Source organism: Dactylosporangium cerinum, assembly GCF_042653625.1.
Taxonomy (GTDB): Bacteria; Actinomycetota; Actinomycetes; order Mycobacteriales; family Micromonosporaceae; genus Dactylosporangium; species Dactylosporangium cerinum.
On the sequence record NZ_JBHSIU010000015.1, the window covers coordinates 1 to 26469 of the forward strand.

26 protein-coding genes are annotated in these 26469 nt (G+C 71.6%); 9 read left to right on the forward strand and 17 right to left on the reverse strand.

The window, feature by feature from the left end; genetic code table 11:
- Positions 1 to 63: 63 nt before the first annotated feature.
- Positions 64 to 834 (reverse strand): isoprenyl transferase, encoded by a 771-nt coding sequence (locus tag ACFPIJ_RS14905; RefSeq protein WP_380115463.1) that lies wholly within the window; start codon positions 832 to 834, stop codon positions 64 to 66.
- 118 nt (positions 835 to 952) lie between these two features.
- A complete protein-coding gene (locus tag ACFPIJ_RS14910) occupies positions 953 to 2773 on the reverse strand; it encodes a phosphoenolpyruvate carboxykinase (GTP) (protein ID WP_380115464.1) in 1821 nt (606 codons plus the stop codon).
- 335 nt (positions 2774 to 3108) lie between these two features.
- Between ACFPIJ_RS14910 and ACFPIJ_RS14915 the strand changes: the two genes are divergently transcribed.
- Both ACFPIJ_RS14915 and ACFPIJ_RS14920 read left to right on the forward strand, forming a co-directional pair.
- Complete coding sequence (locus tag ACFPIJ_RS14915; protein WP_380115465.1) at positions 3109 to 3603, forward strand: GtrA family protein; 495 nt, start codon at positions 3109 to 3111, stop codon at positions 3601 to 3603.
- Positions 3604 to 3725: 122 nt separating this feature from the next.
- A complete protein-coding gene (locus ACFPIJ_RS14920; protein WP_380115467.1) occupies positions 3726 to 4340 on the forward strand; it encodes a GtrA family protein in 615 nt (204 codons plus the stop codon).
- 54 nt (positions 4341 to 4394) lie between these two features.
- On the opposite strand, the gene ACFPIJ_RS14925 is transcribed toward ACFPIJ_RS14920, so the two are convergent.
- Positions 4395 to 4961, reverse strand: coding sequence for a PH domain-containing protein (locus ACFPIJ_RS14925; RefSeq protein WP_380115468.1), 567 nt, complete (start codon positions 4959 to 4961; stop codon positions 4395 to 4397).
- Between the two features lie 47 nt (positions 4962 to 5008).
- Positions 5009 to 5908, reverse strand: a complete 900-nt coding sequence (locus ACFPIJ_RS14930; RefSeq protein WP_380115470.1) for a biotin--[acetyl-CoA-carboxylase] ligase — start codon at positions 5906 to 5908, stop codon at positions 5009 to 5011.
- Between ACFPIJ_RS14930 and ACFPIJ_RS14935 the strand changes: the two genes are divergently transcribed.
- Complete coding sequence (locus ACFPIJ_RS14935) at positions 5892 to 7487, forward strand: acyl-CoA carboxylase subunit beta (protein ID WP_380115471.1); 1596 nt, start codon at positions 5892 to 5894, stop codon at positions 7485 to 7487. The genes ACFPIJ_RS14930 and ACFPIJ_RS14935 overlap by 17 nt on opposite strands.
- Positions 7488 to 7515: 28 nt before the next feature.
- Here the strand turns inward: ACFPIJ_RS14935 and ACFPIJ_RS14940 are convergent, their stop codons facing one another.
- Together ACFPIJ_RS14940 and ACFPIJ_RS14945 are read right to left on the reverse strand one after the other, a co-directional pair.
- Positions 7516 to 9420 (reverse strand): protein kinase domain-containing protein, encoded by a 1905-nt coding sequence (locus ACFPIJ_RS14940; protein ID WP_380115472.1) that lies wholly within the window; start codon positions 9418 to 9420, stop codon positions 7516 to 7518.
- Positions 9421 to 9496: 76 nt separating this feature from the next.
- Positions 9497 to 11656 (reverse strand): prealbumin-like fold domain-containing protein, encoded by a 2160-nt coding sequence (locus tag ACFPIJ_RS14945; protein ID WP_380115474.1) that lies wholly within the window; start codon positions 11654 to 11656, stop codon positions 9497 to 9499.
- 94 nt (positions 11657 to 11750) lie between these two features.
- Here ACFPIJ_RS14945 and ACFPIJ_RS14950 point away from each other — a divergent pair, with 94 nt between their 5' ends.
- Entirely contained in the window at positions 11751 to 11972 is a 222-nt protein-coding gene (locus tag ACFPIJ_RS14950; RefSeq protein WP_380115475.1) for an acyl-CoA carboxylase subunit epsilon, read from the forward strand.
- On the opposite strand, the gene mscL is transcribed toward ACFPIJ_RS14950, so the two are convergent.
- The gene (gene mscL / locus ACFPIJ_RS14955; protein WP_380115476.1) at positions 11875 to 12567 is read right to left on the reverse strand and encodes a large conductance mechanosensitive channel protein MscL; all 693 of its coding nucleotides are present in this window, start codon (positions 12565 to 12567) and stop codon (positions 11875 to 11877) included. The genes ACFPIJ_RS14950 and mscL overlap by 98 nt on opposite strands.
- A gap of 27 nt (positions 12568 to 12594) precedes the next feature.
- Between mscL and ACFPIJ_RS14960 the strand changes: the two genes are divergently transcribed.
- Positions 12595 to 13218 carry a Maf family protein gene (locus ACFPIJ_RS14960; RefSeq protein ID WP_380115478.1) on the forward strand — a complete coding sequence of 208 codons (624 nt, stop codon included), beginning with the start codon at positions 12595 to 12597 and terminating at the stop codon, positions 13216 to 13218.
- Positions 13219 to 13246: 28 nt separating this feature from the next.
- Positions 13247 to 13906 carry an O-methyltransferase gene (locus tag ACFPIJ_RS14965; RefSeq protein WP_380115480.1) on the forward strand — a complete coding sequence of 220 codons (660 nt, stop codon included), beginning with the start codon at positions 13247 to 13249 and terminating at the stop codon, positions 13904 to 13906.
- On the opposite strand, the gene ACFPIJ_RS14970 is transcribed toward ACFPIJ_RS14965, so the two are convergent.
- The 4 genes from ACFPIJ_RS14970 to ACFPIJ_RS14985 form a co-directional block, all read right to left on the reverse strand.
- Positions 13884 to 15062, reverse strand: coding sequence for an MFS transporter (locus ACFPIJ_RS14970; protein ID WP_380115482.1), 1179 nt, complete (start codon positions 15060 to 15062; stop codon positions 13884 to 13886). The two genes, ACFPIJ_RS14965 and ACFPIJ_RS14970, sit on opposite strands and share 23 nt — an antisense overlap.
- Positions 15063 to 15136: 74 nt before the next feature.
- Positions 15137 to 15892 carry an ABC transporter permease gene (locus ACFPIJ_RS14975; RefSeq protein ID WP_380115483.1) on the reverse strand — a complete coding sequence of 252 codons (756 nt, stop codon included), beginning with the start codon at positions 15890 to 15892 and terminating at the stop codon, positions 15137 to 15139.
- A 6-nt stretch (positions 15893 to 15898) separates the two neighbouring features.
- Positions 15899 to 16855, reverse strand: a complete 957-nt coding sequence (locus ACFPIJ_RS14980) for an ATP-binding cassette domain-containing protein (protein WP_380115485.1) — start codon at positions 16853 to 16855, stop codon at positions 15899 to 15901.
- Positions 16856 to 16935: 80 nt separating this feature from the next.
- Positions 16936 to 17580, reverse strand: a complete 645-nt coding sequence (locus ACFPIJ_RS14985; protein WP_380115486.1) for a PadR family transcriptional regulator — start codon at positions 17578 to 17580, stop codon at positions 16936 to 16938.
- Positions 17581 to 17694: 114 nt separating this feature from the next.
- Between ACFPIJ_RS14985 and ACFPIJ_RS14990 the strand changes: the two genes are divergently transcribed.
- Positions 17695 to 19455: an acetyl/propionyl/methylcrotonyl-CoA carboxylase subunit alpha gene (locus tag ACFPIJ_RS14990; protein ID WP_380115488.1), complete on the forward strand. Its 1761-nt coding sequence runs from the start codon at positions 17695 to 17697 to the stop codon at positions 19453 to 19455.
- Positions 19456 to 19491: 36 nt separating this feature from the next.
- Here the strand turns inward: ACFPIJ_RS14990 and ACFPIJ_RS14995 are convergent, their stop codons facing one another.
- From ACFPIJ_RS14995 to thrS, 5 genes are all read right to left on the reverse strand, one after another.
- Entirely contained in the window at positions 19492 to 19854 is a 363-nt protein-coding gene (locus tag ACFPIJ_RS14995; RefSeq protein ID WP_380115490.1) for a YbjQ family protein, read from the reverse strand.
- A gap of 109 nt (positions 19855 to 19963) precedes the next feature.
- Positions 19964 to 20905, reverse strand: coding sequence for a hypothetical protein (locus ACFPIJ_RS15000; RefSeq protein WP_380115492.1), 942 nt, complete (start codon positions 20903 to 20905; stop codon positions 19964 to 19966).
- Positions 20902 to 21414: a SigE family RNA polymerase sigma factor gene (locus ACFPIJ_RS15005; RefSeq protein ID WP_380115493.1), complete on the reverse strand. Its 513-nt coding sequence runs from the start codon at positions 21412 to 21414 to the stop codon at positions 20902 to 20904. Before ACFPIJ_RS15005 ends, ACFPIJ_RS15000 begins: the two co-directional genes overlap by 4 nt.
- Before the next feature lie 45 nt (positions 21415 to 21459).
- Entirely contained in the window at positions 21460 to 22209 is a 750-nt protein-coding gene (locus tag ACFPIJ_RS15010; RefSeq protein WP_380115495.1) for a DUF3152 domain-containing protein, read from the reverse strand.
- 33 nt (positions 22210 to 22242) lie between these two features.
- Complete coding sequence (gene thrS, locus ACFPIJ_RS15015; protein WP_380115497.1) at positions 22243 to 23439, reverse strand: threonine--tRNA ligase; 1197 nt, start codon at positions 23437 to 23439, stop codon at positions 22243 to 22245.
- A gap of 195 nt (positions 23440 to 23634) precedes the next feature.
- On the opposite strand from thrS, the gene ACFPIJ_RS15020 reads away from it, so the two are divergent.
- Together ACFPIJ_RS15020 and ACFPIJ_RS15025 are read left to right on the forward strand one after the other, a co-directional pair.
- Complete coding sequence (locus ACFPIJ_RS15020) at positions 23635 to 24450, forward strand: Fpg/Nei family DNA glycosylase (protein ID WP_380115498.1); 816 nt, start codon at positions 23635 to 23637, stop codon at positions 24448 to 24450.
- Positions 24450 to 24965: a 2'-5' RNA ligase family protein gene (locus ACFPIJ_RS15025; protein WP_380115500.1), complete on the forward strand. Its 516-nt coding sequence runs from the start codon at positions 24450 to 24452 to the stop codon at positions 24963 to 24965. The genes ACFPIJ_RS15020 and ACFPIJ_RS15025 overlap by 1 nt, the downstream gene beginning before the upstream one ends.
- Positions 24966 to 25020: 55 nt before the next feature.
- Here the strand turns inward: ACFPIJ_RS15025 and ACFPIJ_RS15030 are convergent, their stop codons facing one another.
- Positions 25021 to 26424, reverse strand: coding sequence for an NAD(P)H-quinone dehydrogenase (locus ACFPIJ_RS15030; protein ID WP_380115501.1), 1404 nt, complete (start codon positions 26422 to 26424; stop codon positions 25021 to 25023).
- Positions 26425 to 26469 lie beyond the last annotated feature (45 nt).

A 26469-nucleotide genomic window follows, 5' to 3' on the forward strand; every position in this document is an offset into this window, starting at 1 on the left:
GCCGAAGGCGCGGCGGCGGGGCGCAGCAACCCCCGCCGCCGCGCCGCAGGCGCGGCAGCTAGCTCACGTGCCGTAGCGGCGTTGCCGGTTGGCGTAGGAGCGCAGCGCGCGCAGGAAGTCGACGCGGCGGAAGCTGGGCCAGTGCACGTCGCAGAAGTAGAACTCCGAGTGGGCGCTCTGCCACAGCAGGAAGCCCGACAGGCGCTGCTCGCCGCTGGTGCGGATGACCAGGTCAGGGTCGGGCAGGCCACGGGTGTACAGGTGGTCGGAGATGTGGTCGACGTCGAGGATCTCGGCGAGCTCCTCGATGGACGTGCCGGCCTTCGCGTGCTCGTGCAGCAGGGAGCGGACCGCGTCGGCGATCTCGCGGCGCCCGCCGTAGCCGACGGCGAGGCTGACCTGGGCGCCGCCGGCGCGGTTGACGGTGCGTTCCTCGGCCGCCTTCAGGGACTGGGCGCTGGCGGTCGGGAGCAGGTCCAGGGCGCCGACCATGCGCAGCTGCCAGGGGTTGCCGTCGGCGGCGAGCTCGGCGGCGAGGTTCTCGATGATCTGCAGCAGCGGGTCGAGCTCGGCGGACGGCCGGGACAGGTTGTCGGTCGAGAGCAGCCACAGCGTGACGTGCGCGACGGTCGCCCCGTCGCACCAGCGCAGCAGTTCCTTGATCCGCTCGGCGCCGACGCGATGGCCGTCGTTGGGGTCGACGTAGCCCATCTCGCGCGCCCAGCGCCGGTTGCCGTCGACGATCACCCCGACGTGTCGCGGCTGAGGTTTGCCGTGCAGCCGTCGGGCGAGACGCTTCTCGTACAACGAATACACCACGTCACGCAGGCCCACGGTCGAGAAGAGTAGCGACCTACCGGGCAAAGCGACACCGTCAGGCGTGCACCGGACAGTGCTGAACGGCGGGTGGGAGGGCGGCCGATCTCCCGACTGACCGGCCGCCGACCAGGGGCTATGCGGCGTCGAGGCGAGCCTTCAGCCCGTCGAGTTCGGCCCAGAGCACGCTCGGCAGTTTGTCACCGAACCGCTCGAACCATTCGACCACCTGGGGGACCTCGGCGCGCCATTCGTCGGCGTCCACCCGGAGGGCCAGCGCCAGGTCCTCAGCCGTCAGGTCCAGGCCCTCGACGTCGAGCGAGCCGGGTGCCGGCACCCGGCCGATCGGGGTCTCCACCGCCGCCGCGGTGCCCTCGATGCGCTCGACGACCCACTTCAGCACGCGGGCGTTCTCGCCGAAGCCGGGCCACAGGAAGCGGCCGTCGTCACCGCGGCGGAACCAGTTGACGTAGAAGATCCTCGGCAGCTTGGCGGCGTCTCCGGCCTTGGCCATGCCGATCCAGTGGGCGAAGTAGTCGCCGGCGTTGTAGCCGATGAACGGCAGCATGGCCATCGGGTCGCGGCGGACCACGCCGACCTTGCCGGCCGCCGCGGCGGTGGTCTCGCTGGACAGCGTCGCGCCGAGGTAGACGCCGTGCGTCCAGTCGCGCGCTTCCGTGACCAGCGGGATCGTGGTCTTGCGCCGGCCGCCGAAGAGGATCGCGTCGATCGGCACGCCGCGCGGGTCGGCGTACTCGTCGGCCAGGATCGGGCACTGCTCGATCGGCGTGCAGAAGCGCGAGTTCGGGTGCGACGACGGCTCGTCGGAGTCCGGGGTCCAGTCGCGGCCCTTCCAGTCGGTGAGGTGCGCGGGCGGCTCGCCCATGCCCTCCCACCAGACGTCGCCGTCGTCAGTCATCGCCACGTTGGTGAAGACCGAGTTGCCCTTGGCGAGGGTCCGCATGGCGTTGGGGTTGGTCTTCCAGTCGGTGCCGGGCGCCACGCCGAACAGGCCGAACTCGGGGTTGACCGCGTACAGCCGGCCGTCGGCACCGAACCGCATCCAGGCGATGTCGTCGCCGAGCGTCTCGACCTTCCAGCCGGGGATGGTCGGCTCCAGCATCGCCAGGTTGGTCTTGCCGCAGGCGCTGGGGAACGCGGCCGCGACGTACTTCACCTGCCCGCTCGGGCCGGTCAGCTTCAGGATCAGCATGTGCTCGGCGAGCCAGCCCTCGTCGCGGCCCATGACGCTGGCGATGCGCAGCGAGAAGCACTTCTTGCCGAGCAGGGAGTTGCCGCCGTAGCCGGAGCCGTAGCTCCAGATCTCGCGGCTGTCGGGGAAGTGGGAGATGTACTTGGTGTCACTGCACGGCCACGCGACGTCGTCCTGCCCGGGTGCGAGCGGCGCGCCCACCGAGTGCAGGCAGGGCACGAAGGACGCGTCGGCGCCCATCCGGTCGAGCACGTCGGCGCCCATCCGGGTCATGATCCGCATGGAGGCGACCACGTACGGCGAGTCGGTCAGCTCGACGCCGAACATGGGCTGCTCGGCGGTCAGCGGGCCCATGCAGAACGGCACGACGTACATGGTGCGGCCGCGCATCGAACCGTCGTACAGCTCCGTCATCACCTGCTTCATCTCGGCGGGGGCCATCCAGTTGTTCGTCGGGCCGGCGTCGGCCTCGTCGGCGGAGCAGATGAACGTGCGCTCCTCGACCCGGGCCACGTCCGACGGGTCGGTGCGGGCCCAGAACGAGTTGGGCTTCTGCCGCAGCCGCACGAGCACCTGTTTGTCGACCAGCTCGTCGGTGATGCGGCGCCACTCCCCCTCGGAGCCGTCGCACCAGACGACGCGGTCGGGTCTGGTGAGTTCGGCGACCTCGCGAACCCACGCGAGGAGCTTGGGGTGGGCGGTGGGTGCCTGGTCGAGGCCGGGGACGGTGACCGGTGCGGACATGTTCGAGATCTCCTCGTGGTCGGCGTTGACCTGGACTGCAAGAGCGTCGGCGTGGACTGCAAGGGCGGCTGACGACCGCGCCGTGCATACGCCAAAGCACGGCGCGCGATGCTGCGAGCGGCCGTGGAAACGTTCGACTGATTTCCCTCAGCGTAAACCGGTCACCGTGGCCGGGCAGTGTGAGAGCTTGTGAAAACCTGCACAAGGGCCGAAGAATCTCGCACCCGTTCGCAGAATCACGCGTGAACTTTTCGTCAACCGCGCACCAACGCGCAAAGCGTGCGGTCTGAGGCAGCTGCGCTCGCTGGGGTCATCAGTGCAGTACCCTCTGCGACGTGACGGAACTGCAGTCAGTGGCGGCCGGGCCGGGCCCTGGCGGCCTGCGCGGGCTGTTCGCCCGCTTCGAGCACCTCGTGCGCGAACTGGGCAAGTTCGGCACGGTCGGGATCGTGTCGTTCGTGGTCGACGTGACCATCTTCAACGTGCTGCTCTTCGGCGGGACGCCGACGCTGCTCGCAAAGACGATCTCCACGGTGGTCGCCGCGACGGTCGCGTTCATCGGCAACCGGTTCTGGACCTGGCGCGACCGGGAGCGGACCAACCTGCGACGCGAATACAGCCTCTACTTCCTGTTCAACCTCATCGGGCTGATCATCGGCCTGGTCTGCCTCTGGGCCAGCCACTACGGGCTCGGCTCGGTGTGGCCGTTCTTCCAGGGCAAGATCGCCGACAACATCGCGGCCAACGTGGTCGGCATGGCGTTCGGCACGCTGTTCCGCTTCTGGTCCTACCGGAACATTGTTTTCCGCAAGGCCGCCGAACCGGCCTGACCCGCTTGAAACTCGGCAGCAGGTAACGACCTGGTTGCGCAGTGGTCAAGATGCGGGTGACCTGGCCCGCAGTCGGCGGTGTATCCGGCGCCGTGGTTGGTGACCTACCGTAAGGTTGCACGGTGCGCCTTGCCAGCAACCTCCGCGACCGGTTCGTCCCCGAGCGGCATCGCTCGCTCGCCACCGAACTCTTCAAGTTCCTGTCGGTCGGCGGCATCAACACGGTCATCGACTTCGCAGTGCTCAACCTGCTGCTGTCGATCGGCCCGCTCAAGGCGAAGATCGTCGCCGCCGTGGTCGCGACGACCGCGTCCTACTTCCTCAACCGGCAGTGGACCTACCGGGCCAGTGACCGCAGGAGCATGCGGCGCGAATACACCCTGTTCTTCGCCCTCAACGGCATCGGCCTGCTGATCCAGGGCGCGGTGCTGGCCGTGGCGAAGTACGGGCTGGGCTTCAGCGAGACCAACAGCGCCGACCGCCTCGCGTTCAACATCGCCAGCGCCCTCGGCATCGGCATCGCGATGGTGTTCCGCTTCTGGGCATACCGGACGTTCGTCTTCCAGGCCCCGGTCGTCTCGGACGACCCGCAGGCGATCGCGGACGCCGAACTGGAGGCCGAGGTCGAGGCCCTCGAGGTCGCGCTGACCGACGTCGCCGTCGCACCCGTGCCGCGGCACTCCCACGACGACGAGCTGAGCCTGGACGAGCTGGAGTCCCCCGCCGGCCACCGCTGAGCGTCCGCGCTCCGGAAGGCCTGATGCACCAGGCCTTCCGGATGACGGAAAGCGTCAGGACGTCGCGTCGTTCTTGATCTCGTCGACGAGCGCCTGACGGTCGTCGTCGCCGAAGGTGTGCTTCTGCCGGTCGGCGTCGACCAGCTCGTAGAGCATGCTCTGGGTCTTCTCCACCTGCGGGATGTCGGTGAGCTGCACCTGGCCCCGCTCGCCGGCCGACTCGATGGTCAGCGTGCCGCAGCCGAGCATCCGCTCGAACAGCGAGTGCGAGAACGACACGTCGTTGACCCGGCCCAGCGGGATGTCCCGGCCGCTGCGCGAGAACACGCCGCTGCGCATGATCACCCGCTCGTTGGTGAAGACGTAGTGGGTGGTCTTCCACTTGATCCACGGCCACACGGTGACCACCAGCACGACCACCAGGCCGACTCCGGCCGCGATCAGCGTGCCGATCGTGCCCACGCCCGTGAACAGGGAAATGGCCGCGATCACGGCGGCGGTGAGGACGAACCACAGCACCGGCAGGAACAGTGCCTTCCAGTGGGGGTGCAGGTGCAGCACCACCTGCTCGTCCTTGGTCAGGACGCTTTCCGGGAACCCCACGCCAACCTCCTCGTTCATGAATGTCGAGGTGAGGCTAGACCTTTCGCAGCGCGCCCGACATTGGCCTACCCGGTCGTCTCCTGGGTCGGGGCCGCCGCCGGGTCTGCGGCCGGGTCTGGGCGCACGTGCACCACGTCGCCGGCCGCGACCGTGTGCACCTCGCCCGAACGGTCCGTGACCTGCAGCCGGCCGTCTGGGTCGACGCCGGTGGCGATGCCGGTCAGGGTGCTGCCGCCGGGCAGTTCGACCCGGATCCGGCGCCCGATCGTCCCGCAGTGGAAGAGGTACGCCTCGCGAACGCCGGCGTCGTCACCGGCCTGCCACCGCCCGTACACCTCCTCGAAGCTGCGCAACAGGGCGCGCAGCAGCGGGTCACGGTCGGCGCTGGCGGCACCCGCGAGCGCGAGCGACGTCGCGTCGGGGCGGGGCAGCTCATGCTCACGCAGCGTCGTGTTGAGCCCGATGCCGACCACGACGGCCCCGTCACCGACCCCCTCGGCGAGGATGCCGGCGGTCTTGCGGTCGCCCTGCAGCAGCAGGTCGTTGGGCCACTTCAGGTAGGCGTCGAGGCGGGCCACCCGGCGCACCGCCTCCGCGAGGGCCACCCCGGCGAGCAGCGGCAACCAGCCCCAGCGGGCGGCCGGCACCGCCGGGCGCAGCAGGATGCTCAGCGCCAGCCCGGCCCGCGCCGGCGACTGCCACTGCCGGCCCAGCCGGCCCCGGCCCGCGGTCTGCCGCTCGGCGACGATCACCAGCCCCTCGGGGGCGCCGGCCCGGGCGGCGGCGGCCACATCGGCGTTGGTCGAGCCGGTCTCCTCGACGACCCGCAGGTCCGTCCAGAATCCTCCCGGGACGACCAGCGCGCGCCGGAGCGCTGCGGCACGCAGCGGTGGGCGCTCGAGGTCGGTGTAAATGTTCACAGGTCGACCGTATCCCCGCGCGATTACGATGCCGAACGTGACCATTGAGCAGGTTGGTGTCGGCGCGGACATCCACACGACCGCCGGAAAGCTGGCCGATCTGGGCCGGCGCACCGACGAGGCGGTCCACGCGGGCTCGGCCCGGGCGGTGGAGAAACAGCACGCCAGGGGCAAGAAGACGGCCCGTGAGCGGATCGAGCTGCTGCTCGACCCCGGCTCGTTCGTCGAGCTCGACGAGCTCGCCCGGCACCGGTCGACCTACTTCGGGATGGAGCAGTCCCGGCCGTACGGCGACGGGGTCGTCACCGGCTACGGCACCGTCGACGGGCGCCAGATCTGCGTCTTCGCGCAGGACTTCACGATCTTCGGAGGCAGCCTCGGCGAGGTCTTCGGCGAGAAGATCGTGAAGGTCATGGACCTGGCGATGAAGACCGGCTGCCCGGTGGTCGGCATCAACGACTCCGGTGGCGCCCGCATCCAGGAGGGGGTCGCCTCGCTCGGGCTCTACGGCGAGATCTTCTTCCGCAACGTCCGCGCGTCCGGCGTGATCCCGCAGATCTCGCTGATCATGGGTCCGTGCGCCGGCGGCGCGGTCTACTCCCCCGCCGTCACCGACTTCACCGTGATGGTCGACCAGACCTCGCACATGTTCATCACCGGGCCCGACGTCATCAAGACGGTGACCGGCGAGGACGTCGGGTTCGAGGAGCTGGGCGGGGCGCGGACGCACAACACCAAGTCCGGCAACGCGCACTACCTCGCCGCCGACGAGGACGACGCGATCGAGTACGTGAAGGCGCTGCTGTCCTATCTGCCGTCCAACAACATGGACGACGTGCCGGTCGTGCCGCTGCCGGCGTCCCTGGACGTCTCCGAGGACGACCTGGTGCTGGACACGGTCATCCCCGACTCGGCGAACCAGCCGTATGACATGCACACCGTCATCGAGTCGGTCGTCGAGGACTTCCTCGAGGTGCAGCCGCTGTTCGCGCAGAACATCCTGATCGGCTTCGGCCGGGTCGAGGGTCACCCGGTCGGCATCGTGGCCAACCAGCCGATGCACTTCGCCGGCTGCCTGGACATCGACGCGTCGGAGAAGGCGGCGCGGTTCGTGCGGACCTGCGACGCGTTCAACATCCCGATCCTCACCTTCGTCGACGTGCCCGGCTTCCTGCCCGGCGCGAGCCAGGAGTGGGACGGCATCATCCGGCGCGGCGCGAAGCTCATCTACGCATACGCCGAGGCCACCGTCCCGAAGGTCACCGTCATCACCCGCAAGGCCTACGGCGGCGCCTACGACGTCATGGGCTCCAAGCACCTCGGCGCCGACCTCAACTTCGCCTGGCCGACGGCGCAGATCGCGGTCATGGGCGCGCAGGGCGCGGTCAACATCCTGTACCGGCAGGAGCTGCGGGACGCGAAGGACCCAGCCGCGCTGCGCGCCGAGCTGATCCAGGAGTACGAGGACACCCTGGCCAACCCGTACGTGGCGGCGGAGCGCGGCTACATCGACGGGGTCATCCCGCCGTCGACCACGCGGGTGGAGATCGTGCGGGCGCTGCGGCTGCTGCGGACCAAGCGGGAGACCCTGCCCCCGAAGAAGCACGGCAACATCCCGCTGTGATGTTCAGGAATTACGCAGTGCCGCCGCGTCAGGCAGTGACTCGGAACGACGCCTGGATGATGTTGAACTTGTTCACGGTGGCGAAGTCGTCCCACACCCCGTCCGGGGTCTGCCAGTAGATGGCGTGGCCCCGGCCGGGGTTGACCCGGCAGCCGAGGTTGGAGATGTGCAGCCGCCCGCTCGGCGCGGTGAACCGCCATTGCCAGTCGGCGCAGGCCCAGCCGTCCCGGAAGGTGAACGGCTGGATGTGGACCTGCTCGTAGTTGGGATACATGCCGTCCCTGAGCCGCGACGCCTCCTGGTCCTTCCAGTCGGCGACCGGGTCTCCCTTCGGCGGGTTGAACGACGTGTCGATCGCCATCTCCCACCGCCCGTCGAGCGGGTCGGTGAAGGAGATCATCGACGGGTAGCTGGCCTTCTTGACCGAGCGCTGCCAGCCGTTGGGCACCGCGACCGCCCAGCCGTACTTGTCGTCGGTCTCCCAGTGGAAGCCCGGGGGCAGGTCCATGACGGTCGCCCCGACGCTGCCGCGCACAACCGGCGACACGCTGGGGGTGGGGCTCACCGAACCGGGCCCGGGGGTGCCGGCCGGCCCGGCCGGCAGGTTGGTGGCCTGCGCGCCCGTCGGCAGGGTCCGCTGCGGGTCGTCGCCGCCGGAGTCGGCGATCACGATGATGGCCCCGACGAACAGGGCCACCACGATGAGGGCGCCCGCGATCCAGCGGGCGCGGTGCCGGCCGCGCGGGACGGTGTCGAAGGCGCCGCTGTCGTTGCTGGCGCTCACCACCTCCGGCCGCACGCCTTGCGCGTTTCGCGCGTACAGGCCGGCGCCGACGGGCGGCGGCACCGCCGCGCTGCCCCGCGCCTTGCCCGGGAAGTCGATCGGTGCGGGTGACGGGCCCTGGTGCACGGTCGCGGCCTCGGACGGCGCCGGGCTGGCCTGCTCCAGGCCCGCGGGCGGCGAGCTGACCGGCGCCTCGGGCCGCGACGCCGAGCCGCCGAGCGGGTGCGACGAGCCGCGGGAGGAGCCGCTGGAGGAGCTGCGCAACCCGGTCGGATGCCCTTCGCGCGACCGGCGCGGCCGGGGCAGGGTCCAGGTCCAGGCCCGGCCCTCGCCGGACGCGGCGCGCTGCAGCAGCCGCTCGGTCTCCGCGACGCCCGCCCGGGCCCTGGGGTCCTTGCGCAGCAGCGCGTTGAGGACCGGCTTGAGCACGCCCGCGCGGGTCGCCGGGTCAGGGTCCTCGGTGGCCAGGGCGGTCAGGGTCGCGTAGGTGGTGGAGCGCGCATACGGGGAGCGGCCCTCGACGGCGGCGTAGAGCGTGGCGCCCAGCGACCACAGGTCGGACTCCGGCCCCGAGATGCCCTCCCGGGCCCGCTCCGGCGAGATGTACTGCGGCGACCCGAGGATCAGCCCGGGGCGGGTCACCGCGCCGTCGCCGCCCTCGAAGACGGCGAGGCCGAAGTCGGTGAGCACCACCCGGCCGGTGTCGGCGAGCAGCACGTTGCCGGGCTTGACGTCGCGGTGCAGCACCCCGGCGGCGTGCGCGGCCTTCAACGCGTTGAGCACGGCGAGACCGATCTGCGCGGCCCGCTCGGGCGGCACCGGGCCGTCGTCGGTGATCACCTGATGCAGCGAGCGCGACGGCACGTACTCCATCACGATCCACGGAGCCTGCTCGGACTGCACGACGTCGTAGATCCGCACCACGTTGGCGTCGTTGAGCCGGGCCGCTGCGCGGGCCTCGCGCAGGGTGCGCAGCCGCAGCTCCTCGCGCTCCTCGGGGGTCAGCCCCTCGGGCGGGATGACCTCCTTGATCGCGACGTCGCGGCGCAGCATCTCGTCCCGGGCGAGCCACACCCGGCCCATGCCGCCGGCACCGAGCGACTCGATCAGTCGATAGCGCTCGGCGATCAGGGATCTGGACTGCATCATCACCTCAGACGCTACCCAACGAGCGCCCGTTCCAGACAGCCCGGATCACGCTCGGATCCTGCTCAGATCACTCTTTTCAGTCGGTACGGGAGCGCAGAACCATGATCAATAGGATGACGAGCCCGATCCCGACCAACCCGGCGCCGATCAGGGCCACCGGCAGGATGCGGAACGTGTCCAGCACCTTCTGCTGGGTCGGTGCCGCATCGTCGGCGGTGAACGTCACCGTCACGGTCACCGTGTAGAGATCGACGTCCTTGCCGGCGTCCTCACCGATGGCGACGGTGCCCGGGATCGACAGCGGCGCATTGCCGGGCGCGGGGTCCAGCGTCGCGCCGATGCTCACCGTCGCGCCGCCCGCCACGGGGGTGGACGGGCGCTGCAACGTGCACTTCATGGGATCGAGGAAGCCCAGCGGCGTGGGCAGCGTCGCCTCGCTGTTGTCGTCGGCGGGGAGCACGACCCGGCCGGTCGAGCCGTCGGTGCACGCCAGGTCGAGCATGACCGGGCCGCCGCGGCCGCTGGTGCTGCCCGCGAACCGGACCGTGACCTGCAGCTGGTGCGCCTCCTCGAACAGGTAGCTCGCGGTGCACTTCGCGGCCGGCTCGGCGGCGGTGAGCGGCACGACGTCCGCGCCGACGTTGGGCAGCTCCTGCGACTCGCCCGGGTCGCAGGCGAAGGAGCTCAGGCGCCAGCTGCCGTCGACGGTGGCGAGCGGCGGCAGCGGCGTGACCAGGTATTCGCCCAGCGGCAGCACGCCGGGCACGCCCTGGGCGAGGGCGGCCTCACCGAGCGCGGTGGTGGTCGCGACGCCGGACCAGCCGGGCGTGCCCTGGGTGCGCGGCGCGATCACGAACGACGCCGCCCCGACGCCGCCGACGGTCACCGATCGCAGCTGGATCGTGCCGCCTTTGCGGGCGACCCGCAGCGTGCAGTCGGTGGGCGTGCCGGCGGCGACCATCACCGTGACGGACAGCCCCTCGGGCTTGAGCTCGGTCCCCCCGCAGTCGGCCCCGGCGAGGGCCCACGCGGCGGCCTCGCCCACGGGGGCGGTCAGCGTCACCGGATACGCGCCCGGCAGCAGGGTCGACAGGTCGGCGCCGGTCGCGACCGCCGCGGACCCGTCGCCGGTGGGCGCGGCCTGCAGCAGGCGCGGCGGGTCGGCACCGCCGCCCGAGGCCACCGACACGTTGAACGCCCCGCCGGGCGCGTCGCCGAACAGCCGCAGCGTCAACCCTGCCGGCGCGACCGGCGGGGTGTAGGTGAACGTGCAGGTGACGACCTCTCCGGCGGCGAGGGTCACGGTGGCGGTGCCGGTCGGCACGTCGGTCGCGGTGAGGCTGCGCCCGGCGCCGCTCTTCGCGCAGCTCACGTCGGTGAGCGTCCAGCCGGCCGGGGTCCGCGACACGACCGTGCCGGGCGACCCGCCGGAGCTGCGCACCAGGGTCGCGTCGGTGGTGGTGTCGGCGTAGATCCGCTTGTCGGCGGTGTAGCTCGCGCTGGCGTCGAACACGAAGCGCTGCGGGTAGCCGACCGGGGTCGAGGTGCGGGCCTTCACCACGAGCGTGCCCGGGGCCTGTGCGGACTTCACGTAGTACGCGAAGCAGAACACGTGCCGCGCCCCGGCCGGGAAGCCGAGCCACTGCACGTTGCCGCCGGCGTGCCCGTCGGCCGCGCAGCGCAGGGCGCCGAACCCGTAGCCGGGCCGGGTGCCGGCCAGCAGCGGGTCGCCGGGCGTGCCGCCCTGCACCCAGAGCTGCCGGTGCGTGGACGCGCTGGCCTGCTCCGGCGTCAGCTGCAGGGTCACCGCGCCGTCGATGAGCTTGTCGGTCTTGTGCCCGGCCTCGTCCAGCAGCGGCACCTGGGCGACGGTCTCACCGGAGTCCACGGCGGGCGTGGTCACCGTCGACAGCGCACCCTTCTTCTCCTGGCCAGCGCCCAGTGAAAAATGCCATCCGGGCAGGGCGGTGCAGCCGTCGCCGTTGGCCGCCTCGACCGCCGGGTCGACCGCCTGGCCGTCCTTGTACGCGTTGCCCCGGCCGGGCGCCGACGCCGCTTCGAGATGGTCGTCGCGGACCCGGTTGGCCATGACGTCGGCGTAGGAGTTGCAGGACCGCGCCACGAACGTGACCTGGTATCGGAGCGAGGCGGAGATCGAGGCGGGCTGCTCACCGTCCCGGGCGTGCGCGGGCACCGCGGGCAACAACACGGCGAGGAGCACACCGACCACGAGCATCGATGCGTTCCGGAGTGGGACGTTGGTCAATGCGCCCCCCAAACTCGCCATCGACGCCCGATCCGTGTCGAGTATGCGCCGCCGATGCATGCGTATGCTCGCAAGACGGCAACGTTTCGCGCACTTTCAGGGGGTCACGGTGACCGAGGAACCGCTGTTCAAGGTCGTTCGGGGCACGCCGACGGCGGAGGAGGTCGCGGCGATCGTGGGCGCGTTGTTCAGCCGCCCGGCCGTTGCGGAGGCGGCTCCGGCGCCCGCTCCGGTGTCCCGCTGGCGGCAGAGCGCCCGGCCAGGCTCTCGTCCCCGCTGGAACTAGGCCCGTCCGCGGCGGGAGTCTCGTCGGGGCCGCCGGGCGGCTCGTCCCGGGTTTCGTCGCGGCCCCCGGGCGGCTCGTCGCGGCCGCCGGGCGGCCTTCGTCGCGGGATCGCGATCGGCGGCAGGGCCGGCAGCGTCGGCCAGCGGCGCGCCTCGCGCTCGTCCTGCAGGAACTCCGCCTGGGCGAGCGTCGGCAGGTCCTCGACCAACTGCTGACCGCACGACCGGCACAGCAGCGCGGCGGTCGGGACCCGGTCGTAGCAGAACGGGCACTGCCGCGTGTCCAGTGACCGGCCGCGCTCCACGCCGATCCAGGTCATGAACTTGATGATCACGAAGAGGGCGACCGCCAGCAGCAGGAACTGCAGCAGGTCGTTGAGGAACAGGCCGTACCTGATCGGCGTGCGGTGCACGGTGATCTCGAGCTTCTGGAAGTCGGGCTCCCCGACGACGGAGGCGACCGCCTGCAGGAACAGGTTGGTGACGAACGACTGGACGAGCGTGGCGAACGCCGAGCCGATGATGAAGCCCAGGGCCAGGTCCAGGACCGTGCCGCCGATCGCGATCGCCTTGAACTCCGCCCAGAGCTTCCGCATGGCCGCGATGGTACTAACGTCCGTCCCGTGAAGACGTTCATCCTCGCCTCGGCCAGCCCCGCCCGCCGCAACTTGCTGCGATCCGCCGGCATCGATCACCAGGTCATCGTCAGCGGCGTCGACGAAGCCGCGGCGGAGGCCGAGTTCGACGCCGCCAGCGGCGCGCTGGCCGGAGCCCTCGCCGAGCTCAAGGCCCAGGCGGTCGCGGCGGCGCTGGAGCCGTCGCTGCAGGGGGCGCTCGTGCTCGGCTGCGACTCGATGCTGGCCTTCGAGGGCGCGGCGCTCGGCAAGCCCGTCGACGCCGCCGACGCGGTGGCCCGCTGGAAGGCGATGCGGGGCCGCTCCGGCGTGCTGCAGACCGGGCACTGCCTGATCGACACGGCGACCGGCAACAACACGTCGAAGACCGTCGAGACGGTCGTGCACTTCGCCGAGCCCAGCGACGAGGAGATCGCCGCGTACGTGGCGACCGGCGAGCCGCTGCACGTGGCCGGCGCGTTCACCATCGACGGGCTCGGCGGCGTGTTCATCGACCGCATCGAGGGCGACCACGGCAACGTCGTCGGGTTGTCGCTGCCGACGCTGCGGGTGCTGATGGCGATCCTCGGGGTCCGGCTGACCGACTACTGGTCGGGACGGATCGAGGCATGACGGGCCACCGGTCGGGCAGGATCGAACCATGACGAGACAGACGCTCTCCCTCACCGACGCGCTGCACGCGTACGTCGTCGCCAACGGCAGCGAGCCCGACGACCTGGTGCGGGACCTGATCGCGGAGACCGCGGCGGTGCTGCCGGGCGACGCGGGCATGCAGGTCGCGCCGGAGCAGGCGGCGTTGCTGACCCTGCTCACCCGGATCACCGGCGCCCGGCAGGCGGTGGAGATCGGCACGTTCACCGGGCTGTCCTCGATCGCGATCGCCCGCGGTCTCGCCGACGGTGGCCGGCTGACCTGTTTCGACGTGTCCGAGGAGTTCACGTCGATCGCCCGGCGGTACTGGCGGCGCGGCGGCCTGGAGGACCGGGTCGAGCTGCGCATCGGGCCGGCCGCGGAGACCCTGGCGGCGCTGCCCGCCGAGCCGCACCTCGACCTGACGTTCATCGACGCGGACAAGACCGGATACCCCGCCTACTGGGAGGCGATCGTCCCCCGCACCCGGCCGGGCGGCCTGATCCTGGTCGACAACGTGCTGCGGCACGGCCACGTGCTCAACCCCGACCCGGGCGACGCGGGCACGCTCGCGATCGTCGAGTTCAACCGGCAGGTCCTCGCCGACGACCGGGTCGAGTCGATGATCCTGCCGATCGCCGACGGGCTCACACTGGCTCGACGGCTCTGACCGGCACCGGGGGCAGGGTGGCGCGCTCCAGGCGTGCCACCACCACCGCGCTGAGCAGCAGGAACGCCGGCACGAGCAGAAACGCGGTGTGCGGCCCGACCTGGTCGGCGATCGAGCCCAGCGCGAACGGGGCCACCGCGAAGGAGATCCCGACGGCGAAGGACGCCCGCGCGGCGGCCAGGTCCGGCTGCCCGTCGGAGTGGGCGAGGGCCAGGCCGATCCCCAGCGGGTAGTGCAGCCCGACGCCGAGCCCGCAGATGAACAGGCCCGCCATCGCCGGCCACGGCACGGTCGCCGACCAGAACAGGGCGAAGCCGGCCGCTGACACGCCCAGGGCGGCCAGCAACATGCGGGTCGGGCGGAACCGCAGGAGCAGCCGGCCGCCGATGAGCCGTCCGGTCACCATCCCGGCGATCATCGTCGACACCGCTGCCGTGGCCACCCCCGGTGACACTCCGGCGTGCGCCCGCAGCACGTCGCTGCCCCACAGCGTCAGGCAGACCTCGACGGAGCCCGTCGCGAACAGGCTCGTCGCGGCCAACCAGTAGGTGCCCGGAAGGCGGCGGACGCGCCGGCCGTCGGTGCCGGCACGGGCAAGCGGCTCGGGCACCCGTACCCCTGCGAAAAACGCTAGGAGAGCGGTGGGGATGACCACGAGCACCAGGCCGACCCGCCAGCCGAGGCCGGCGCTGTAGGCGAGGCCGACGATCAGCGGGGCGACCAGGCCAACGGTCGCCGCGGCGGCGTTGGCCTCGCTGATCGCGGCCGGACCGGCGCTGCCGTGGTGCTCGGTGAGGGCCGCGACGACGCCGTTGACCAGCAGCGAGCCGCCGAAGCTGCCGAGGGTCGCGAAGGTCAGGGTCAGCGCGAGGTGATGCGCGGCGAACATGCCCATGGCTGCGGCGCTGACCAGGATCAGGCCGCCCCAGATGAGGCGGTGGCGGCCGTAGCGGCGGGTCAGCGCCGGGATGACGGCGCCGCCGACGATGCCGCCGACGGCGAAGCCGGTCCCGTGCAGGCTGGCGAGGGTGCGGCTGATGTGCAGCTCGTCGCGCAGCAGCGGGGCCACCGGCCCGAACCCGTAGAGGAAGTAGCACCACAGGGCGAGCTGCACATAGATGACCCAGGTGAGGCGGTCACGGACGAGTCGCGGCACGGGTTGACGGTGTCACGGCCCCTGCCTGTGGTGGAAGGGGCCGTGACGGTGACGGTCGTTACCGGTACAGCGGTCTACCTGACGCCCTTGGCGAACGCGCGGCTCGCCCAGACCACGGTGATCAGCGTCAGGCCGCCGATGACGACCGCGGCCTGCCAGACGGAGTCCGCGCCCGGGTCGCCGGCGAACAGGGCCCGGACGCCGTCGGTGGCCCAGGAGAACGGGTTCCAGTCGGCGACCCGCTTGAGCCAGGTCGGGGCGAACGTGAGCGGCAGCAGGATGCCCGCGGTCAGCAGCAGCGGCTGCGAGATCGTGTTGAGCAGCGGCGCGAGGGCGTCCTCGCTGCGCAGCTTCAGCGAGATCGCGTAGGAGAACGCCGACAGCATCAGCGAGATGATCGCCATCAGCGCGAACGCCGCCAGGACGTCGAGCAGGCCGACGCTGAGCCCGAACCCGACCGCGACGACGACGATGAGCGCCGCCTGGAACAGCAGCGACACGACGTCGCGCAGTGAGCGGCCGACCAGCAGGGCCAGGCGGCTGACCGGGGTGACCCGGCTGCGCTCGATGACGCCGGCGCGCAGCTCGGCGATCAGGCCGAAGCCGGTGAACAGCGAGCCGAACATGGCCAGCAGCACCAGCAGGCCGGGGACGAACAGTTTGTACGCCTCGGCGTTGGTCTGCACCCCCAGGGCCGGCTTGAGCAGCGGCGCGAAGAGCAACAGGTAGAACAGCGGCTGGACCACCCCGACGATCAGCCACACCGGCTGGCGGAGCATGAGCTGCATCTGGCGGCTGAAGACGAGCCAGGTGTCGCGGAGGAATTTCATCGCTACTCAGCTTTCCCGAAGTGAACGGCCGGTCTTGGTGAGGAAGACGTCGTCGAGGCTGGGGCGGTGCAGCTCCATCTGCTTCAGCTCGACCCCTGCGTGGTCGAGGATCCGCAGGATGTGCGGGATCGCGACGGCGCCCTCGTCGACATACAGCCGCAGCGAGTGATCCTCGTTCTCCTCGATCCTGCGGACGTATTCCTGGCTCTTGAGCAGGTCGGTGGCGGCTTTCGCGGCGCCGTTGACGCCGACGGTGACCACGTCACCGGCGACCTCGCGCTTGAGGTCGTCGACCGTGCCCTCGGTGACGATCTCGCCGTGGTCCATGATCGCGATCCGGTCGCAGAGGGCGTCGGCCTCGTCGAGGTAGTGCGTGGTGATGAAGACGGTCATGCCCTCGTCGCGCAGGCGGCGGACCTCGACCCACATGTGGGCGCGGCTCTGCGGGTCGAGACCGGTGGTGGGCTCGTCGAGGAACACGACCTTCGGCCCGTGGATGATGCCGAGCGCGATGTCGACCCGCCGGCGCTGGCCGCCGGAGTAGGTCTTCGTCTTGCGGTCCGCGTAGTCGGTGAGCTGGAACGCCTCCAGGGCCTTCGTCGCCTTCCGGTGCGCCTCGGCCTTGTGGATGCCGTAGAAGCGGGCCTGCAGCACCAGCTCCTCGCGGGCGGTGCTCTCGTCCCAGGTGCTGCCGCCCTGGGCGACGTAGCCGATCCGGCGGCGCACCTCGCCGGGGTTCTTGAGCAGGTCGGCGCCGGCGATGACGGCCTCCCCGCCGTCGGGCGTGATGAGCGTCGCCAGCATCCGCAGTGTCGTGGTCTTGCCGGCACCGTTCGGGCCGAGGAAGCCGTAGATCTCCCCCTCCTTGACGGAGAGGTCGACCCCCCGCACCGCTTCGACGACCTTGGCCTCGCGGCCGGCCCTGGAGCGGTACGACTTCCGCAGACCCTTCGTCTCGATCATGACGGTCTCCCTGTCGTCTCGTATCTCGCAGGGAGAAACTAACGCGATATAGTTCGCGCGGTCAAGCTTTATATCGCGTTTTAGTCGTCGTCCTCGTCGGTCGGCTCGCCGAACTGCTCGCGGATCGCCTTGCGCCAGGCCTCGGCGCCGAGCTCGCCGTCCGTGTCGGCGGCCTCGTTGAACTGCATACCCTCGCCGGCCTCGACCCGGGTTGCGACGTCGTGGCACCAGCGGGCCTCCGCCTCGGCCCGCACCATGGTCAGCTCGAACTGCCAGCCCACGTGCGCCGGCTTCCCGGCGGTCCACTCGTCGCCGCTATCGCGATAGGTCGCCACCCAGCCCTCCAGGAGCCGCGCCCGGGCCCGCAGCGCGCCGGCCGCCTCGGACCGCGGCAACGAGGGCAGGAACGCGAAGGCGGCGAGGAACGGGTCGACCGGTTCCTGGTACTCCCACCAGTACCGGCGCAGCATCGCCTGGTATTCGACCTCGCCCGCCTTGGTCAGCCGATACCGCGTGCGGGCCGGGCGCCCGTCCACCTGCTCGGTGTCGACGGCCTCGAGCAGGCCCTCCTCGGTCATCCTGCGCAACGCGTGATAGATCGACCCCGGCTGCACGTTGGCCCAGCTCTCCACGTTCCAGCTGGTCAACTCCTTGCGGATGTCGTAGCCGTGGACGGGCTGCAGGTAGCTCACCAGACCCATGATCATCAAACGCGTAGTAGACACGACACTATCGTAATGGTGTTTCTTGACTACGGCACTCAGTGACATTGTTGGCAGCGGTCCAGGCACGCCAGGTCGCCTAGACTGCGCTGAGGGTTACCCGAGGGAGCGTTCAGCGTGCGTAAGGTTCTCATCGCCAACCGTGGCGAGATCGCCGTCCGCGTCATCCGCGCCTGCCGCGACGCCGGCCTGACCAGTGTCGCGATCTATGCCGACTCGGACCGCGACGCCCTGCACACCCGGCTCGCGGACGAGGCCTACGCGCTCGGCGGCGACACCGCCGCCGCGTCCTACCTGCGTATCGACAAGGTCATCGAGGTCGCCGTGGCGGCCGGTGCCGACGCCGTGCACCCCGGCTACGGGTTCCTCTCCGAGAACGCCGACTTCGCCCAGGCGGTCATCGACGCCGGACTGACCTGGATCGGGCCCACCCCGCAGGCGATCCGCGACCTCGGCGACAAGGTGACCGCCCGGCACATCGCCCAGCGGGCCGGCGCACCCCTGGTCCCCGGCACCGCCGAGCCCGCCCGCGACGCCGACGAGATCGTCGCCTTCGCGCGGGAGCACGGCCTGCCCGTCGCGATCAAGGCCGCCTTCGGCGGCGGCGGCCGCGGGCTGAAGGTCGCCCGCACCCTCGAGGAGATCCCGGCCCTGTTCGAGTCCGCGACCCGCGAGGCGGTCGCCGCGTTCGGGCGCGGCGAGTGCTTCGTCGAGCGCTATCTCGACCAGCCCCGCCACGTCGAGGCCCAGGTCCTCGCCGACCAGCACGGCAACGTGATCGTCGTCGGCACCCGCGACTGCTCCCTGCAGCGCCGCCACCAGAAGCTGGTCGAGGAGGCGCCCGCGCCGTTCCTCACCGACGCGCAGCGCACCCAGATCCACGAGTCGGCGAAGGCCATCTGCCGCGAGGCCGGCTACCACGGCGCCGGCACCGTGGAGTACCTGGTCGGCAACGACGGCACCATCTCCTTCCTCGAGGTCAACACCCGCCTCCAGGTCGAGCACCCGGTCAGCGAGGAGACCGCCGGCGTCGACCTGGTCCGCGAGCAGTTCCGTGTCGCCGACGGCGAGAAGCTCCGCTTCGACACCGACCCGGAGCCGCGCGGGCACTCGATCGAGTTCCGCATCAACGGCGAGGACCCGGGCCGCGGCTTCCTGCCCGCCCCCGGCACCGTCACCGTCCTGCAGCTGCCGACCGGCCCAGGCGTCCGCGTCGACACCGGCATCGAGTCCGGCAGCGTCATCGGCGGCAACTTCGACTCGCTGCTCGCCAAGGTCATCATCACCGGCGAGACCCGCGAGCAGGCCCTCGAACGTGCCCGCCGGGCCCTCGACGAGATGGTCGTCGACGGCATGGCCACCGCGCTGCCCTTCCACCGGGCCGTCCTGCGCGACGACGCCTTCACGGCCGCCCCGTTCCGGGTGCACACCCGCTGGATCGAGACCGAGTGGGTCAACACGGTCCCGCCGTTCACCGCGTCGGCCGGGGACCTGCCCGCGGCGGAGGAGCGCTCGACAGTGGTCGTGGAGGTGGGTGGCAAGCGCCTGGAGGTATCCCTGCCTGCCGGTTTTGCCGCCGGCACCGGCTCCGGCTCCGGCTCTTCCCCGGGCCCTGCCGCGCCGCGCCGCCGCTCGGCGGCCAAGAAGCAGGCCGGCGCCGCCGGCGGGGACGCGCTCACCAGCCCCATGCAGGGCACCATCGTGAAGATCGCGGTCGCGGAGGGCGACACCGTCGCCGAGGGCGATCTGATCGTCGTGCTGGAGGCGATGAAGATGGAGCAGCCCCTCAACGCCCACAAGGCCGGCGTCGTCACCGACCTGGCCGCCACCGTCGGCGAGGTCGTCTCCGCCGGTGCGGTCATCGCGACCTTGAAGTAGACCCCTCCGGCTGCATGGTCGTCTCCGGCCGCGCAGTCATCTCGATCCCGCTGTCGACCGCTCCGCGGCATGGGCGCCCGAGCTGGCGTGCAGCGGGACGGCGACGACGGCCGTGCCGTAGGCGCACATCTCCGCCCACGTGTTCGTGAAGTCCCGGTGGTCGAACCGCATCCCGACCACGGCGTTCGCACCGCGCTGCTCGGCGACGCGGATCATCTGCCCGACCGCCTTCGCCCTGGTCTGCACCAGGAACTGCGACATGTCCAGCCCCGGCCCGCCCTCGGTGGACCGCAACCCGGCCGCAAACGGGTTCCGCGACGTCGCGCACACGCCCAGCACTTCGCCGAGCACGGTGGTGATCTCGTACCCCGGTAGGCCCTCAGTCGTCACAACCAGCACAAATGAATCGTATGCACATATGTACGGTTTAGGGAGGATGTACGGGGAACCACCCCGCCGCTCCCCTACCTGCAGGACCATGCCGCCCGGGAGCGGCGGGAATGGAAGGTCAGCCCCGGCCCGGAGTGGCGGTCGGGTTGACGGTGATGCCGGCGGCGAAGCGGATCAGGTCCGGCTCCGGCAACGGCACCCGCACCGCGGACTGCACCACGAGCAGCCGCCCGTCGCCCAGATCAACCTCCAGGGAGGTCCAGCCGTCCGCCGAGCTGGTCACCGTGCCGGGGCGGCCGGCGACGTCGACCTGGCGGCCCGGGGACCGCTCGCCGGTCACGCCCAGCATGACGGTGATCTTGCCGACGAAGGACTGGTCGAAGGCGACGTCCGCGGGGCAGAAGGTGACGGCGGCGGGGTTGACGTTGTCGATGGTGTAGCCGGCCGGGACGAGGGTGAACGTGAACGGCGCCGGGGCGGTCACCGGCACGGGCAGGAGGCTCTTCGCGGCGCCGGCCAGGTGGTCCACCGGCACCGGAGGGAGGGCCCGCAGCTCGAACCACTGCTCGGCGCTCTCCTGCCACACGAGCGAGACCCCCTCGTCCGGCACGACGGCGGCGAGACCGTTCCGGCCGCGGACGGCAACGGGGTCGGTGCGGGTCGCGGTGGACAGCGCCGGGCGGGTCGGGCTCATCGTCAGGGTGGCGGTGGCGTCGGTGCCCGGCAGCAACCAGCTCAGCGTCGGCAGTCCGGCGGCCAGCCGCACCTCAACGGCCGCGGAACCGGAGGGCGGGGTGAGCGGGAACGTGACGGTCGCGGGGGCGTCCGGCGAGGTCAGCGCCGATGGCGCGGCGACCGTGACGGGGGCGGCGGCGAGCCGCAGCGGCCACGTCACGAGGGTGCCGGCGAGCACGGTGACGACCGCGGCGACCAGGACGCGGGTGCGGCGGGCGCGGCGGCGGCTCTCGGCGCGCACCGTGGTGAGCAGGGTCGCGCCCGGCGGGGCGTCGGTGGCGTGGCGCTGCAGCAGGTCGCGGACGCGGTCTTCGACGTCGCTCATGACTCGTCCCCACGAAACGGAAGCGGATGCGAAAAGGCGGGGGTCAGCACGGACCGGAGCCGGTGCAGTGCGTGGAACGCGTGGACCCGGACGGTCGCCGGGGCGCAGCCGAGCAGCCTGGCGATCTCGGCGTCGGGCAGGTCCTCGTAGTAGCGCAGGACGACGACGGCGCGCTGCGAGCGGGGCAGTGCGCGCAGCGCGGTCCACATCTCGTCGGCGTCGACGACCCGTTCGGCGAGGTCGGTGCCGAGCGGGCCGTCGGGTGGTTCGGCGATCGGCCGTTCGGTGCTCGCCCGGCGGCGGCGCCACGAGAGGTACTGCCGCAGGATCGCCCGGCGGACGTACGGCTCGGGCCCGTCCTCGCCGACGATCGCGTGCCAGCGGCGGTGGGCCCGCACCAGCGCCTCCTGGGTCAGGTCCTCAGCGAGGTGACGGTCGCCGGTCAGCAGGTACGCGAACCGCAGCAGCGCCGCGCTGCGCCCCGTCACGAAGTCGTCGAAGTCCCGCACCCAGCACCCCCTCACCTCCTAGACGGCGCCGGAGGGTCCGGGCGTTTATGGCGATTCCTCGGGAGTCGGGTCGTCGTACTGGCCGGAACGCCCGGCATATGGCCGCCCGTCGACGATCGGCCACGGGTTGGCCACGCAGCCGTGCAGGCCGAGGGTCTGCTGCTGCATGACGGGTGCCGGGCGGCCGGGGCCCGGGCACAGCTCGTGACCGCGGCCGAGGCGGTGACCGGTCTCGTGGTTGACCACGTATTGCCGGTAGGCCGTGAGGTCGGCGCCGTAGCCGGGGATGCCGCGCGCCCAGCGTGCCACGTTGACCACGACCGTGTTGCCGTTCCTGCAGGAGGTGTACCGGTCGTAGCCGTTGCCGCACAGTACGTCGCGGGTCGCCGGGGTGGCGAGGTAGATGGTGTAGTCGTACCGCTCGCCGGCACCGGCCCGGCGCAGCCGCCAGTTGCCGGTGCCGGGCCAGCTGCGCGGGTCGGCGTAGATCAGCTCGACGGCGTCGCCGAACGTGGCCGCGTCAACGCCGGTGATGCCCCGCTCGACGCCGATCCGGTAGGTCAGCAGCGTGCCCCTGGTCCCGACGACCGGGCCGGCGGCCTGGGCGAAGTCGAACGCGCCGCCGCCGTCGACCGGGTACCGGATGACCGGCACGTCCACCGTCGCCGGCCCCCTGGTGGGGGCGGCCGACGACGGTGCCGCCGGGGCCGCCGGGGACGCAGGGGCCGAGAACGACGGCGTGGCTGAGCAGCCGGCCACGAAAGCGAGCATCACGATGATCCGGAAGATCCGCACACCTGGACTGACGCACCGGCCGCCCCGACCTGTTTATGGGGCCTTGCACACCTCGGAGAGCGCCGCGATCGCCGGCCCGATCGGCAGCACCCCCGACAGCGCGCCCGGATCCCGTGGGCGCAGCGACACCGCGCCGTCCGCGACCTCCCGCTCCCCGACCACCGCGACGAACGGCACCTTCCGCGCCGCGGCCTGCCGGATCCGGGCGCCGAGGCTGCCCGAGTGCCACTCCTCGACGCGCAGGTCGGCGGCGCGGCAGGCACGCAGGAAGTCGCCGCCCGCGCAGGCGTCGGAGACAGGGAGCACGGCCACCTGCAGCGGCGCGTACCAGGCCGGGAACGCCCCGTCGTGCACCTCGATCAGGTGCGCGAAGAGCCGTTCCAGGCTGCCGGCGGCGCTGCGGTGCACCATGACCGGGCGGCGCCGCGCGCCGTCGGCGTCCACATAGGACAGGTCGAACCTGGCCGGCTGGAAGTAGTCGACCTGCACGGTGGCCAGGGTGCTCTCCCGGCCGGCGTGGTCCAGCAGCTGCACGTCGACCTTCGGGCCGTAGAACGCCGCCTCGCCGGCGGCCTCCACGTAGGACACGCCGGCCTCGGCCAGGGCGTCGCGCAGCACCGCCGACGCCTTGTCCCACATGGCCGGGTCGTCGACGTACTTGCCGCCTGCACCGCGCAGCGACAGGCGGAACGAGGACGGCTGGAAGCCCAGCGCGTCGTGCGCCACCCGCATGAGCCGCAGCGACTCCACGACCTCGGCGTGCACCTGTTCCTCGGTGCAGAAGATGTGCCCGTCGTTGAGGGAGATCGCGCGGACCCGGGACAGTCCACCGAGGACGCCGGAGCGTTCGGCGCGGTACTGCCCACCGATCTCACCGATGCGCAGCGGCAGCTCACGGTACGAGCGGCCGCGCGCGTTGAACACCGCGGCGTGGTGCGGGCAGAGGCTCGGGCGCAGCACGAACGCGTCGTGCTCGCTCAACGCCATCGGCGGGAACATGTCGTCGGCGAAGTGTGGCAGGTGCCCGGATCTGACGTACATCTCCTGTTTGGCCAGGGGCGGCGAGTAGACGTGCTGGTAGCCGTTGCGGCGTTCGAGGGCGTGGATGTAGTCCTCGACGGCGCGGCGGGCGGCGGCACCGGCCGGCAGCCACAGCGGCAGCCCGGCGCCGACGAGCGGGTCGGAGTGGAAGAGTTCGAGGTCGCGGCCGAGTTTGCGGTGATCCTGCATGTCGATGACTCCCTGGAGAAACCAAGGGCGCCGCACGCACGAAAAAGCTCCGGAGCGCGACGCCCCGGAGCTTGGCTGAACAGTGAGTGTCAGCGCCGCCGGGGAAGGCCCGGCGTCGTCGTGAACAGTGCGCTGCGACTCATGTGCGCAAGAATAGCTCGCCGCCGCGGTGCCAGGAACGGGTATAAACGTGCGGTGCCTGAAGGTCACACCATCCACCGCCTCGCCGCGCGGCACCGGGCCCTGTTCGCGGGCCGCCCCGTGGCGGTCAGCAGCCCGCAGGGCCGCTTCGCCGACGGCGCACAGCGCGTCGACGGGCGCACGCTGCTCGGCACCTCCGCCCACGGCAAGCACCTGCTGCATCAGTACGAGGGCGACATCACGCTGCACGTCCACCTCGGGCTCTACGGCAAGTTCACCGACGGCGACGCGGACCCGCCGCCGGCGGTCGGGGAGGTCCGGCTGCGGATGGCCAACGGCGCGCACTGGCTCGACCTGCGCGGCCCGACGGCGTGCGAGCTGCTGGACCCGCTGCAGGTCGAGGCGCTGCACGCCCGGCTCGGCCCGGACCCCCTGGCCGAGGAGGACGACGGCGGGGTGCGGGCGTTCGCGGCGATCAAGAAGTCGGACCGGCCGCTCATGGCGCTGCTGATGGACCAGTCGATCGTGTCCGGCGCCGGGCTCATCTACGTGACGGAGGCGCTGTTCCGGGCCGGGCTGCGGCCCACGGTCACCGGCCGGCGGCTGACCCGGCGGCGGTGGGACACGATCTGGCACGACCTGCGGACGCTGATGCGCGCCGGGGTCGAGGACGGCCGGATCGACACCGTCCACAGTGTCCACCTGCCCGAGGCGATGGGCCGCGCCCCGCGCGTCGACCGGCACGGCGGCGAGGTGTACGTGTACCGCCGCACGAACCAGCCCTGCCTCGTCTGCGGCACCCTGGTGCAGACGGCGGAGCTGAACGCCCGCAACGCGTACTGGTGCCGGGTCTGCCAGAGGACCCGCTGATGGTCGCCGCCCTGGAGATGCACCTCGACGAGCGCGCCACCCGCCGGATCCGCGTCCTGTGGGACCTCCTCGAGGAGCTCGGCGTGCAGACGCTGCGCACGCCGCACGACGGCAAGCACCGGCCGCACGTGTCGCTGATCGGCGCCCGCGCCCTCGACCCGGACGCGGTCGAGGCGGCCCTGAAACCGGTGCGGGTCGCCACCCCGCTGCGGCTCAACTTCCAGTTCGCCGGCGTGTTCGTCGGCCGGGTCGTGTTCCTGGGACTGGCCCCGACCCCGGACCTGATGCGCCACCAGGCCGACGTGTGGCGGCACCTCACCGGCGCCGGCATCGAGAGCCTGCCCCTGTACGACCCCGGCGAGTGGGTCCCGCACTGCACCGTCTCCATGCGGGTGCCGCGCCCGATCCTCACCGAGGCGCTGCGCCGCTGCCTGGAGGTCCTGCCGATCGAGGCGACCGTGACCCGGGCCGCGGTCGTCGACTACGCCCGCGACATCTACCGGGAACTGCCCTGAGGCGTGTTCGGCAAGTGGATGCCGGGCTGCGGCGGACCCACGGTCCAAACTCGCCTCAGTCCTCCGCGTGGATCATCAGCTGGCGGGCGGCCTCCGCGATCGAACCGGAGATCGACGGGTAGATCGTGATGGTGTGGGCGAGCTGGTCGACGCTCAGGTGGTTCTCCACCGCCATCGCGATCGGCATGATCAGCTCGCTCGCCTTGGGCGCGACCACGACCCCGCCGACGACCAGCCCGGACGCGGGCCGGCAGAAGATCTTCACGAACCCGTCGTCGAGCCCGTCCATCTTCGCCCGGGCGTTGCCGGCCAGGGGCAGCATGACCGAGCGGGCCGGGACCCTGCCGCTGTCGATGTCGGACTGGGTGATGCCGACGGAGGCGAGCTCGGGGTCGGTGAACACGTTCGCGGCGACCGTGCGCAGCTTCAGCGGGGCGACGGCCTCGCCGAGCGCGTGCCACATGGCGATCCGGCCCTGCATGGCGGCGACGCTGGCGAGGGGCAGCAGCCCGGTGCAGTCGCCGGCCGCGTAGATGCCCGGGACGTTGGTGCGCGACACCCGGTCGACGGTGACGTAGCCGCCGGGGGCGACCTCGACGCCGTACTCCGTCAGGCCCAGCGTGGCCGTCTGCGGCACCGAACCGACCGCCATCAGCACGTGCGAGCCCTCGACCGAACGGCCGTCGGCGAGCTCGACCACGACCCCGCCGTCGACCCGACGGGCGGCGGCGGCGCGGGAGTTGTTGAGGATGGTCATGCCCCGGGCCCGGAACACCCGCTCGATCGCCATCGCGGCGTCGGGGTCCTCGTGCGGCATGACCCGGTCCCGGCTGGAGACCAGCGTCACGTCGATGCCCATCGCCAGATACGCCGAGGCGAACTCCGCGCCGGTCACGCCCGACCCGACGACGATGAGGTGCTCGGGCAGTTGCGGCAGGTCGTACACCTGGCGCCAGTCGAGGATCCGCTCGCCGTCGGGGACCGCGGTCGGGAGCACCCTGGGCGTGGCGCCGGAGGCCAGCAGCACCGTTGAGGCCGCGATCACATACGGAGCGTCACTGCCGGCCGGTGTGATCTGCACCGCATGGGTGTGACCGAGCGTGTCCTCACCGAGGCGGGCGGTGCCCGTGACGAACTCCACGCCCGCCTTGAGCAGCTTCGAGTGGATATCGCTGGACTGTGCCGCGGCCAGCCGCTTGACCCGCCGGTGCACCGCCGGGCCGTCGACCCGCACGTCGGGCCCGGGCGGCCCTATGACCCCGAACTCCTCGGTGTCCAGGTGCGCGGTGACCACGCTCGAGCTGGCGATGAACGTCTTGGACGGCACGCAGTCATGCAGCACGCACGCGCCACCAGCACCTTCGGCCTCGATCACGGTGACCTCGGCACCGAGCTGCGCGGCGACCAGGGCCGCCTCGTAGCCCGCCGGGCCCCCTCCGATGATCACGATCCGGCCCACGAACGCCACTCTCCTTTTAGCTCCGTCAGCTTCGCCGGCGGTTTC

Coding starts and splice junctions, on each gene's coding strand:
- ACFPIJ_RS14910 (WP_380115464.1), bottom strand. CDS start 2,773: ATGTCCGCACCGGTCACCGTCCCCGGCCTCGACCAGGCACCCACCGCC.
- ACFPIJ_RS14925 (WP_380115468.1), bottom strand. CDS start 4,961: ATGAACGAGGAGGTTGGCGTGGGGTTCCCGGAAAGCGTCCTGACCAAG.
- ACFPIJ_RS14935 (WP_380115471.1), top strand. CDS start 5,892: ATGCCGAACGTGACCATTGAGCAGGTTGGTGTCGGCGCGGACATCCAC.
- ACFPIJ_RS14930 (WP_380115470.1), bottom strand. CDS start 5,908: ATGGTCACGTTCGGCATCGTAATCGCGCGGGGATACGGTCGACCTGTG.
- ACFPIJ_RS14940 (WP_380115472.1), bottom strand. CDS start 9,420: ATGATGCAGTCCAGATCCCTGATCGCCGAGCGCTATCGACTGATCGAG.
- ACFPIJ_RS14945 (WP_380115474.1), bottom strand. CDS start 11,656: ATGCTCGTGGTCGGTGTGCTCCTCGCCGTGTTGTTGCCCGCGGTGCCC.
- ACFPIJ_RS14950 (WP_380115475.1), top strand. CDS start 11,751: ATGCTCGCAAGACGGCAACGTTTCGCGCACTTTCAGGGGGTCACGGTG.
- mscL (WP_380115476.1), bottom strand. CDS start 12,567: ATGCGGAAGCTCTGGGCGGAGTTCAAGGCGATCGCGATCGGCGGCACG.
- ACFPIJ_RS14965 (WP_380115480.1), top strand. CDS start 13,247: ATGACGAGACAGACGCTCTCCCTCACCGACGCGCTGCACGCGTACGTC.
- ACFPIJ_RS14975 (WP_380115483.1), bottom strand. CDS start 15,892: ATGAAATTCCTCCGCGACACCTGGCTCGTCTTCAGCCGCCAGATGCAG.
- ACFPIJ_RS14980 (WP_380115485.1), bottom strand. CDS start 16,855: ATGATCGAGACGAAGGGTCTGCGGAAGTCGTACCGCTCCAGGGCCGGC.
- ACFPIJ_RS15000 (WP_380115492.1), bottom strand. CDS start 20,905: ATGAGCGACGTCGAAGACCGCGTCCGCGACCTGCTGCAGCGCCACGCC.
- thrS (WP_380115497.1), bottom strand. CDS start 23,439: ATGCAGGATCACCGCAAACTCGGCCGCGACCTCGAACTCTTCCACTCC.
- ACFPIJ_RS15025 (WP_380115500.1), top strand. CDS start 24,450: ATGGTCGCCGCCCTGGAGATGCACCTCGACGAGCGCGCCACCCGCCGG.